This is a genomic window from Actinomadura sp. WAC 06369 (assembly GCF_003947565.1).
Taxonomy (GTDB): domain Bacteria; phylum Actinomycetota; class Actinomycetes; order Streptosporangiales; family Streptosporangiaceae; genus Spirillospora; species Spirillospora rifamycini.
In genome coordinates this window covers 1-8,382 of sequence record NZ_QHJN01000245.1, presented here as the reverse complement: position 1 = coordinate 8,382, position 8,382 = coordinate 1, and the positions used below count along the sequence as shown (strand labels likewise).

Annotated in this window: 8 protein-coding genes; 1 reads left to right on the top strand and 7 read right to left on the bottom strand. The window is 75.7% G+C overall.

Annotated elements, in window-relative coordinates; genetic code table 11:
• Positions 1-176: 176 nt before the first annotated feature.
• The 7 genes from DMH08_RS36865 to DMH08_RS36835 all read right to left on the bottom strand — a co-directional run bounded on the left by DMH08_RS36865 (position 177) and on the right by DMH08_RS36835 (position 6,843).
• Positions 177-1,055 carry an EamA family transporter gene (locus DMH08_RS36865; RefSeq protein WP_125620828.1) on the bottom strand — a complete coding sequence of 293 codons (879 nt, stop codon included), beginning with the start codon at positions 1,053-1,055 and terminating at the stop codon, positions 177-179.
• Positions 1,056-1,135: 80 nt separating this feature from the next.
• The gene (rlmB, locus tag DMH08_RS36860) at positions 1,136-2,047 is read right to left on the bottom strand and encodes a 23S rRNA (guanosine(2251)-2'-O)-methyltransferase RlmB (protein WP_125620826.1); all 912 of its coding nucleotides are present in this window, start codon (positions 2,045-2,047) and stop codon (positions 1,136-1,138) included.
• Between the two features lie 64 nt (positions 2,048-2,111).
• Entirely contained in the window at positions 2,112-3,506 is a 1,395-nt protein-coding gene (cysS, locus tag DMH08_RS36855) for a cysteine--tRNA ligase (protein WP_125620825.1), read from the bottom strand.
• Positions 3,507-3,515: 9 nt separating this feature from the next.
• Positions 3,516-4,367, bottom strand: a complete 852-nt coding sequence (locus DMH08_RS36850; protein WP_125620823.1) for an alpha/beta fold hydrolase — start codon at positions 4,365-4,367, stop codon at positions 3,516-3,518.
• On the bottom strand, positions 4,367-5,644 hold the full coding sequence (locus DMH08_RS36845) for an RNA polymerase sigma factor (RefSeq protein WP_125620821.1): 1,278 nt from the start codon (positions 5,642-5,644) through the stop codon (positions 4,367-4,369). The genes DMH08_RS36850 and DMH08_RS36845 overlap by 1 nt, the downstream gene beginning before the upstream one ends.
• A complete protein-coding gene (locus tag DMH08_RS36840; protein WP_199748182.1) occupies positions 5,641-6,006 on the bottom strand; it encodes a YciI family protein in 366 nt (121 codons plus the stop codon). Before DMH08_RS36840 ends, DMH08_RS36845 begins: the two co-directional genes overlap by 4 nt.
• 105 nt (positions 6,007-6,111) lie before the next feature.
• The gene (locus DMH08_RS36835; protein WP_026404824.1) at positions 6,112-6,843 is read right to left on the bottom strand and encodes a DUF6585 family protein; all 732 of its coding nucleotides are present in this window, start codon (positions 6,841-6,843) and stop codon (positions 6,112-6,114) included.
• A gap of 237 nt (positions 6,844-7,080) precedes the next feature.
• Between DMH08_RS36835 and DMH08_RS36830 the strand changes: the two genes are divergently transcribed.
• On the top strand, positions 7,081-8,193 hold the full coding sequence (locus tag DMH08_RS36830) for a DUF2637 domain-containing protein (protein WP_158642459.1): 1,113 nt from the start codon (positions 7,081-7,083) through the stop codon (positions 8,191-8,193).
• The last annotated feature ends 189 nt before the right edge of the window (positions 8,194-8,382 follow it).

Below are 8,382 nucleotides of genomic sequence, written 5' to 3'. Positions count from 1 at the left end.
GTCCTCGGCGCCGCCGGCTCCGTCGGCTCCGCCACCGTCACCGAAGCCCTCGCCCGCGGGGAGGGGGCGGGGGGTGCGGACGACCGCGGTGACGCGGTGGCCGCGGGCGAGGGCTTCGGTGACGGTGGCGGAGCCGACGGAGCCGGCGGCGCCGAGGACGGCGATGCGCATGGGGGTCACTTCCGGTCGAGGGTCTGGCCGGCGACGAGGGCGCCGAGGGCGATGGTGAAGCCGACGAGCTGCCAGGGGGTGAGGGTCTGGCCGAGGACGAGCAGGCCGGCGAGGGTCGCGACCATGGGGTTGGTGAGGCCGAGGAGGGAGACGGAGGTCGCGGGGAGGCGGTCGATGCCGCGGAACCAGAGGGCGTAGGCGAGGGCGGTGCCGAAGGCGCCGAGGTAGAGGAAGCCGATGATGTTCGGGGCGGTGAGCGGCGGTGGCGGGCCTTCGATGAGGAGGGCGAGGGGCGTGATGGCGAGGCCGCCGATGGTGAGCTGCCAGCCGGTCATGACGAGGGGCGATTCGGGGCGGCCCCACTTCTTGGCGAGGACGATCGCGGTCGCCATGAGGCTGGTGGCGGTGAGCATCGCGAGGATGCCGAGGGGGTCGAGGGCGGCGTCGCCGGTGAGGGTGAGCAGGGCGACGCCCGCGGTGCCGGCGAGGGCGGACACGAGGATCGTGCGGGACGGTCTGGTGCCGAGGACGCCGAGGGAGAGCAGGGCGACGACGAGGGGCTGGACGGAGCCGATGGTGGCGGCGACGCCGCCGGGGAGGCGGTAGGCGGCGAAGAACAGCAGCGGCATGAAGGCGCCGAAGTTGAGCATGCCGAGGACGGTGCTCTTCCACCACCAGGCGCCCTTGGGGAGGCGGCGGGTGGCGAGGAGGAGGACGAGTCCGGCGGGGAGGGCGCGCAGGACGCCGGCGAGCAGGGGGCGGTCGGGGGGCAGCAGGGTCGTGGTGACGACGTAGGTGGTGCCCCAGCTGGCGGGGGCCAGGGCGGCGAGGCCGAGGACGCCCGGGCGGGTGTTCAGCGCGCGGGGCGCGGTGACGGCGACCATGATGTCTCCTCATTGATAATCTCAATGTTGAGATAACACCATGGCCGGAACTTAACGTCAAGTCTCTTAACGTTGAACTTTTATCGGCGGCGGCTGACCTCGTAGAGCGCGATCCCGGCGGCGACGCCCGCGTTGAGGGACTCGGCGGTGCCCGGCATCGGGATCGTGACGAGCATGTCGCAGGTGTCGGCGACGAGGCGGCCGAGGCCCTTGCCCTCGGAGCCGACGACGAGGACGAACGGGCCCGCCGCGACCTCGAGGTCGGCGACGGTGACGCCGCCGCGCGCGTCCAGCCCGGCGACGAAGCAGCCGGCCTTCTGGTACGCCTTGAGCTGGCGGGTCAGGTTCGTGGCCTGGGCGATGGGGACGTTCGCGAGGGTGCCCGCGGAGGTCTTCCACGCGCCCGCGGTGACGCCCGCCGCGCGCCGCTCCGGGACGACCACGCCGGACGCGCCGAACGCGGACGCGGAGCGGACGATCGCGCCGAGGTTGCGGGGGTCGGTGATGCCGTCGACCGCGACGATGAGCGGCGCCGCGCCCTTGAGGAGGTCGTCGGGGTGCGCGTACCGGTAGGGGCGCACCTGGAGGGCGATGCCCTGGTGGACGGCGCCGTCGGTGAGCCGGTCGAGCTCGTTCTTGCCCGTCTCGAGCAGCGGGATGTTGCGGTCGGCGGCGAGCTGGATCGACTCGCGGACGCGCTCGTCGGTGCCGGAGGTGACGTAGAGGGCGGTGCCGGGCACGCCGGCGCGGAGCGCCTCCACCACGGGGTTGCGCCCGGTGACCAGCTCGGGGACCTCCCCGTTGGCGCGGCGGGCGCCGGCCGGACGGGCGGGACGCGCGCGGTCGGGCGCGGCGGTCTTGCGGCCGGAGGGCCCGACGGTGGGCGTGCCGGTGCGCTTGGCGTTCTTCACGGCCCGGGCCTTCTGGCGCTTGCCGTGCCAGTGCCGGTCCTCGGCCTTCGGTGTGGGTCCCCTGCCCTTGCCCTTGGCCATGGTCCTGCCCCTTGTGGTGGTTGCCGGAAACGAACGTCCCAGTTTATCCGGGGCGGCCGAGGGCTCAGGCCCGCTTGAGCTCCCAGCGGGGGCCGTGCGGGGTGTCCTCGACGACGATCCCGGCGGCGGTGAGGCCGTCGCGGATCGCGTCGGCCGCCGCGTAGTCCTTCCGCGCGCGCGCCGCCTGCCGCTGCCCGAGCGCGACGCCGACGAGCGCGTCGACGACGGGCCGCAGGTCGTCCCCGCCGGTCCGCGCCCACTCGTCCGCGAGGGGGTCGAGGCCGAGGACGCCGGCCATCGCCCGGACGGCCGCGAGGTGCTCGCGGACGGCGTCGTCGTCGGACGACGCGAGCGCGCCGTTGCCCTCGCGGACGGTGTCGTGCAGGACGGCGAGGGCCTGCGGGACGCCGAGGTCGTCGTCCATCGCGGCGGTGAAGGCGGCGGGGAGGGCGCCGGGCCCGCCGCCGCCGACGACCTCGGCGGCGCGGGTGACGAAGCCCTCGATCCGCTGGTAGGCGGAGACGGCCTCGGCGAGCGCGGCGTCGGTGTAGTCCATGAGCGAGCGGTAGTGCGCGGCGGCGAGGTAGTAGCGGACCTCGACGGGGCGCGCCCGGCCGAGCAGGTCGGTCAGCAGGACGACGTTGCCGACGGACTTGCTCATCTTCTCGCCGTCGACGGTGAGGAGCCCGTTGTGCAGCCAGTAGCGGGCGAAGCCGTCGCCGGCGGCCCGGGACTGGGCGATCTCGTTCTCGTGGTGCGGGAAGATCAGGTCGACGCCGCCGCCGTGGATGTCGAACGTGGCGCCGAGGTACTTGGTCGCCATGGCGGAGCATTCGAGGTGCCAGCCGGGACGGCCGGCGCCCCACGGCGTCTCCCAGGACGGTTCGCCCGGTTTCGCGCCCTTCCAGAGCGCGAAGTCGCGGGGGTCGCGCTTGAGGTCCTCGTTGGGCGTGTCGCCCGCGGAGCGCATGTTCTCCAGCCGCTGGTTGGAGAGCCGCCCGTACTGCTCGGCCCACGAGTTCACGTCGAAGTAGACGTCGCCGTCGGCGGGGTAGGCGTGCCCCGCCTCGATCAGCCGCCGGATCAGCACGATCATCTCCGGGACGTGCCCGGTGGCGCGGGGCTCGATGGTGGGCGGGAGGCAGCCGAGCAGGTCGTAGCCGCGGTTGAACGTGCGCTGGTTGCCCTCGGCGACCGCGAACCACGGGACGTCCCGCTCCGCGGCGACGGCGATGATCTTGTCGTCGACGTCGGTGACGTTCCGCGCGAACGTCACGTCGTAGCCGGACGCGCGCAGCCAGCGGAGCAGGACGTCGTAGATGACGCCGGAGCGGAGGTGGCCGATGTGGGGCGCGGCCTGCGGCGTGGCACCGCACACGTACATCCCCACACGGCCCTCTTCCAGGGGCTCGAACGTGCGGACGCTACGGGTACCGGTGTCGTAAAGGCGCAGACTCACAGGCCCAGGTTATTGGATCAGGGACGAACCGCGCGGGTGCGCCGAGAAGACCGCGTGGAGCCGGTCGGCGAACGCGGCCGCGTGCGGGCCGAAACCGCCGTGGTCGCCGGGCCAGACGGCGGGTTCGACGCCGAGGCGTCCGGCGGCGGCGCGGGCGGCGCGCTCGGGCGGCTGCCCCGCCGACCCGGCGCCGACCGCGAGGACGATCCGGTCCCGGTGGGCGCGCAGGGCGCCGAAGTCGGTGAGGTGCAGGCCGAACACGGGCATCTCGGCCCCGACGAACACGGCGGTGTTGGCCGCGAAGCGGGCCATGGTCTCGGGGTCGGGCGCCGGTCCCTCGTCCCGCTCCTGCGCCGGAGCCTCGCCGCCGGCCTGCATCGCGGCGCCGAAGCGGCCCATCGCGGGGCCGACGCCGCCCTCGCGGAACGCGGCCGCGACCTCGCGCAGGACGCCGGGCCAGTCCTCGTCGTCCGGGAGGAGCCCCAGGTAGGGCGGCTCGTGGGCGACGACGGACGCCGCCCGGCGGGGGTGCCGGAGGGCGAACTCCAGCGCGATCACGGCGCCGGAGCTGTTGCCGAACACGTGCACCGGCTCGCCGCCGGCGACGGCGGCGGCGATCCGGCCCGCGTCGGCGGCGTGGTCGTCGACGCTCTGCAGGACGGACGGGTCGTCCAGCGGGCTCCGGGAGTTGCCGCGGCGGTCGTAGGTGACGACGGTGTAGCGGTCGGCGAGCGCATCGGCGAGGGCCGCGTAGCCCTCGGCGTCGTAGATGCCGCCGCACACCAGGACGAGGACGGGGCCGGAGCCGCGGACCTCGTAGTACAGGGTCGCTCCGGGGACTCGCAGGGTGTCGGTGCGCATCAGTCGTCCTTCTTGTCTTGCGCGAGCCCGGCGATGCGGGCCCGCAGATAGCGTTGTTCGGGAAGGCTGGTGGTGGCGCGGGCGGCGCGCCGGTACTCCTCGCGGGCGGCGGCGATGTCGCCGGCCCGCTCCAGCAGGTGGGCGCGGACGGCCGCGAGCCGGTGGTGCCCGGCGACGCGGTCGTCGCCGTCCAGCCCGGCGAGCAGGTCGAGGCCCGCGCGGGGCCCGTGCACCATCGCCAGCGCCACGGCCTCGTTGAGGGTGACCATCGGGTTCGGCGCCACGTGGGACAGCACGCGGTACAGCGCGAGGATCTGCCGCCAGTCGGTGTCGTCGGCATGCTCCGCCTCCGCGTGCACGGCGGCGATCGCGGCCTGCAGCTGGTACGGGCCGGGCGGCGACCAGGTCAGCGCGTCGGTGACCAGCGCGGTCCCCTCGGCGATGGCCGCGCGGTCCCAGCGCGTCCGGTCCTGCTCGGTGAGCGGGACGAGCGTGCCGCCGGGGCCGCCGCGGGCGGCGCGGCGCGCGTCGGTGAGCAGCAGCAGCGCGAGCAGCCCGGCCGCCTCGCCGTCGTCCGGCAGCAGCCGGTGCAGCTCGCGGGCCAGCCGGATCGCCTCGGCGGTGAGGTCCGCGCACTGCAGGTCCGGGCCGCTCGACGCCGTGTACCCCTCGTTGAAGACCAGGTACAGGACGTGCAGGACGGCGCGCAGCCGCGCGTCCCGCTCGTCCGGCGGCGGCGGGGCGAACCGGGCGCCCGCCGCCTTGATCTTCTGCTTGGCGCGGCTGATCCGCTGCGCCATCGTCGCCTCGGGGACGAGGAACGCCTGCGCGATCTGCCCGGTGGTGAGCCCGCCGACGGCGCGGAGAGTCAGCGCGACCTGCGACGACGGCGTCAGCGCCGGGTGGCAGCACAGGAACAGCAGGGTGAGCGCGTCGTCCCGGTCGGCGGGCCGGTCCGCGTCGGCGGGCGCGTCGTGCGCGGGCGCCTCGTGGGCGACGGCCGCCTCGCGGTCGCGGCGGGCCCGCTCGCTGCGCCACTGGTCGGTGAGCCGCCGCGACGCGACGGTCACCAGCCAGCCGCGCGCCTGCTCGGGGACGCCCCGCTCCGGCCACTGGACGGCGGCGGCGAGCAGCGCCTCCTGCACGGCGTCCTCGCACGCGTCGAACGCGCCCGCGCCGTGCCGCCGGACGAGCGCGCCGAGGACCTGCGGCGCCAGCGCGCGCAGCAGCTCCTCGACGGCCCGCCCGTCCGGCGCGGGCGTCCCCGGGGTCGTCACATCTCCGTCCCGGACTCGCCCATGACCGCCCGGACCTCCATGTACCCGCCGAACCGGACGTCCGGCCAGCGGGACGCGATCTCCACGGCCCGGTCGACCGTGTCGCAGTCGACGGTGATGTACCCGGCGAGGTGCTCCTTCGCCTCCAGGTACGGCCCGTCGGTCACGACGGGCGGGGCCCCGGCGGACGCGCCGCCCCGGACCGTCCGGGTCTCCGACGGGTCGACCAGCGCCTGCCCGCCGACCAGCTCGCCCGACTCCTCCAGCTCCTTCATGAGCGCGTCGACCTCGCCGAACAGCGCGGTGCGCTCCTCCTCGGTCAGCTCCTCGACGAAGCCGGGCCGGTTATGGATCAGCAGCATGTACTTCACGGTCATTCTCCTTCGTTCGCGCCGCCTCGGCTCGGCGGCCGTCACCGAAGGATCGGAGCCGCGGCGAGGCCCTCGACATTCTCGCCGGGAAAATCTTCAGAAAGATTCCGGCAGGGCTCCGACCCGCTCGCACAGGGCGGCGAAGGCCAGCGCGTCCGGCACCTGCCCGGCCAGCGCGGCCAGCGTCACGCCCGGCGCCGACACCGACACGAGCCCGTTGTCGATCGACACGTCCCGGACGGCCTTCCACGGCAGCCGCTCGCCGTCCTTCTCGACGCCGTCCAGATCGACGGCGAACGGCCCGACGCGGACCCGCTCCCCCGCCCGGACCGACTCCAGGTGCCGCGCGACCGTCCGGTCCGCGACCTCCCCGGCGACCGCCTCCCCGAGTTCCCGCACGTCCGGCAGCGGATCGCCGAACCGCAGGACGCGCCCGTCCGCCGCGGCCACCGCGAACCGCCAGCGGACGCGCGCGCCGTACTGGACGCCGGACACCGTCACCGACTCCAGCTCGTCCCACGCGTACTCGGCGGTGCCGTCGCGCGCGCCGACGGAGATCCCCTCGGGGTGCAGGGCGACCACGCGGACGCCCGACCACAGGCCGTCCCGTCCGGCGATCCAGCCCGCCGCGGCCGCGTAGGCCATGCCGAGCAGCGCCGCGGCCGACCCGAGCCCCCACCGCTCCGCGACCAGCGCCCACACCGCGAGCGGCGTCACCGCCGCCGTCGCGAGCACGCACGCCGCCAGCCGCAGCAGCGCGTTCCGCCGGACCGGACGCGCGTCGAACGTCCGGACCGGCTCGCCCAGCCGTCCCCCGGAGACCGCCACCGCGCTACCCGGCCGGACGGTGCCGGACCCGCGGGCGCGCGGAGACGCCGCGCCTGCGATCGGTTGCACGCTGCACGGGACCGCCCCTCCCCAATGAACGTTTCCCCATACGGTACGTCGGGACCCATAACGTACGCAGCGCGAGATGATCACGGTGAAGTGGGCAGTCGGCGGCGCCCCGGCTGGCTAATCTCACAGGGAGATCACCCTCCAGGCGCACTCCCCGGAACGAGAGCCATGTCGACCGACCCCGTCCCGTCCGTCCCCGCCCGGTCCGGCGGCCCCCGCTACAGCCGGGCCCAGCGCCGGCTGCTCACCGCGGCCGCCGGGCTCGTCGTCGCCGCGCTCGCCGCCGGCGCGTTCGCGCTCACCTACGACACGCTGCGCGACCTCGCCGTCGCCGGGCGGGTGGACGACCGCTGGGCGCCGGTCTACCCGGCGATGGCCGACGCGCTGATCGCCGTGACGCTGCTGTCGCTCGTCGTCACCCGCGGCGCCCGCTGGTGGACGCGGCTGCTCCGCTGGGGCCTCCTGCTGCTGCTCGCCGCCGGGCTCGCCGCCCTCGCCGTCCAGGACGCCGTGTGGGGCCTCGACGCCCTCCCCGGCGACCCCGTCCGCGCGGGCGTCGCCGTCGCCCCGCACGTCATCCTCGTCCTCGCCGTATGGCTGTGGCTGGCGATGTTCAAGCAGATCCGCGTGGGCCGCCCGGAACTCGACCCCGAGCGCCGCGCCCCGGGCCCGCGCGGCGGCGATCCGGTCGAGCGCCGCCAGCCGCCCGGGCCGGTGCCGGACGCCGATGAACGCGGGCACGTCCCCGGGCAGCCGCGCGATCGCCACGGCGGACGCCCGCGCCTGGTCGGCGCCCGGCGGCAGCACCACGTGCACCGACACCGGCCGCACCCGCGGCTCGCCGCGCGCCCCGTCCAGGGCGCCCGGCAGCGCGTCCGTCCCCGCGTCGGCGACCACCGCGAGGTCGAGCAGGTCCTCGGGCTCCAGATGGCACCGCAGCTCCCCGAACCGCGACACCGGGCACCGCAGCCGCCCCACCGGCGCCCGCCCCGCCCACGCCCGGTACGCGCGCAGCGCCTCGCCCGCCGGCACCCCGCACGCGTCGAGCGCGGCGTCGTCGACGAGCCGCTCGAACACCATGCCCGACCCCTACCCCGATCCCGCCCCCGAATGAGAGGACGGCCCGGCCCTGCTCCCGACCGACGTCGAGGTCGGGCACGGCGCGGCGCGACATCGTCGTGCCTGCCCTCGACGTCGGTCGGGAGCAGGGCCGGGCCGGGACGGGGCAACTGCTCGGGCTCGTGCTCGGCGGCCGGTTCGTCCGTCCACGCCGGTTCGTAGCCCGGGGTCCGTTCGTGGCCGCGCGGCGGTTCGTCCGCCGGGAGGGGCTCGTCCCCGGCCGGCTCGTCCTCGCGGGACGGGAGCGGCTCCGGCGCCGGCTCGTCCGCCCAGGTGCGGTCGTGCGGGGTGTGCGCGGGTTCGAGCGCGCGGACGGGCGGCGCGGGCTCGAACCCGCGCACACCCCGCACG

What these genes read in the sequence shown, in the direction of transcription:
- DMH08_RS36865 (WP_125620828.1), bottom strand. Translation starts at nt 1,055, where the DNA reads ATGGTCGCCGTCACCGCGCCCCGCGCGCTGAACACCCGCCCGGGCGTC.
- rlmB (WP_125620826.1), bottom strand. Translation starts at nt 2,047, where the DNA reads ATGGCCAAGGGCAAGGGCAGGGGACCCACACCGAAGGCCGAGGACCGG.
- DMH08_RS36850 (WP_125620823.1), bottom strand. Translation starts at nt 4,367, where the DNA reads ATGCGCACCGACACCCTGCGAGTCCCCGGAGCGACCCTGTACTACGAG.
- DMH08_RS36840 (WP_199748182.1), bottom strand. Translation starts at nt 6,006, where the DNA reads ATGCTGCTGATCCATAACCGGCCCGGCTTCGTCGAGGAGCTGACCGAG.
- DMH08_RS36830 (WP_158642459.1), top strand. Translation starts at nt 7,081, where the DNA reads ATGTCGACCGACCCCGTCCCGTCCGTCCCCGCCCGGTCCGGCGGCCCC.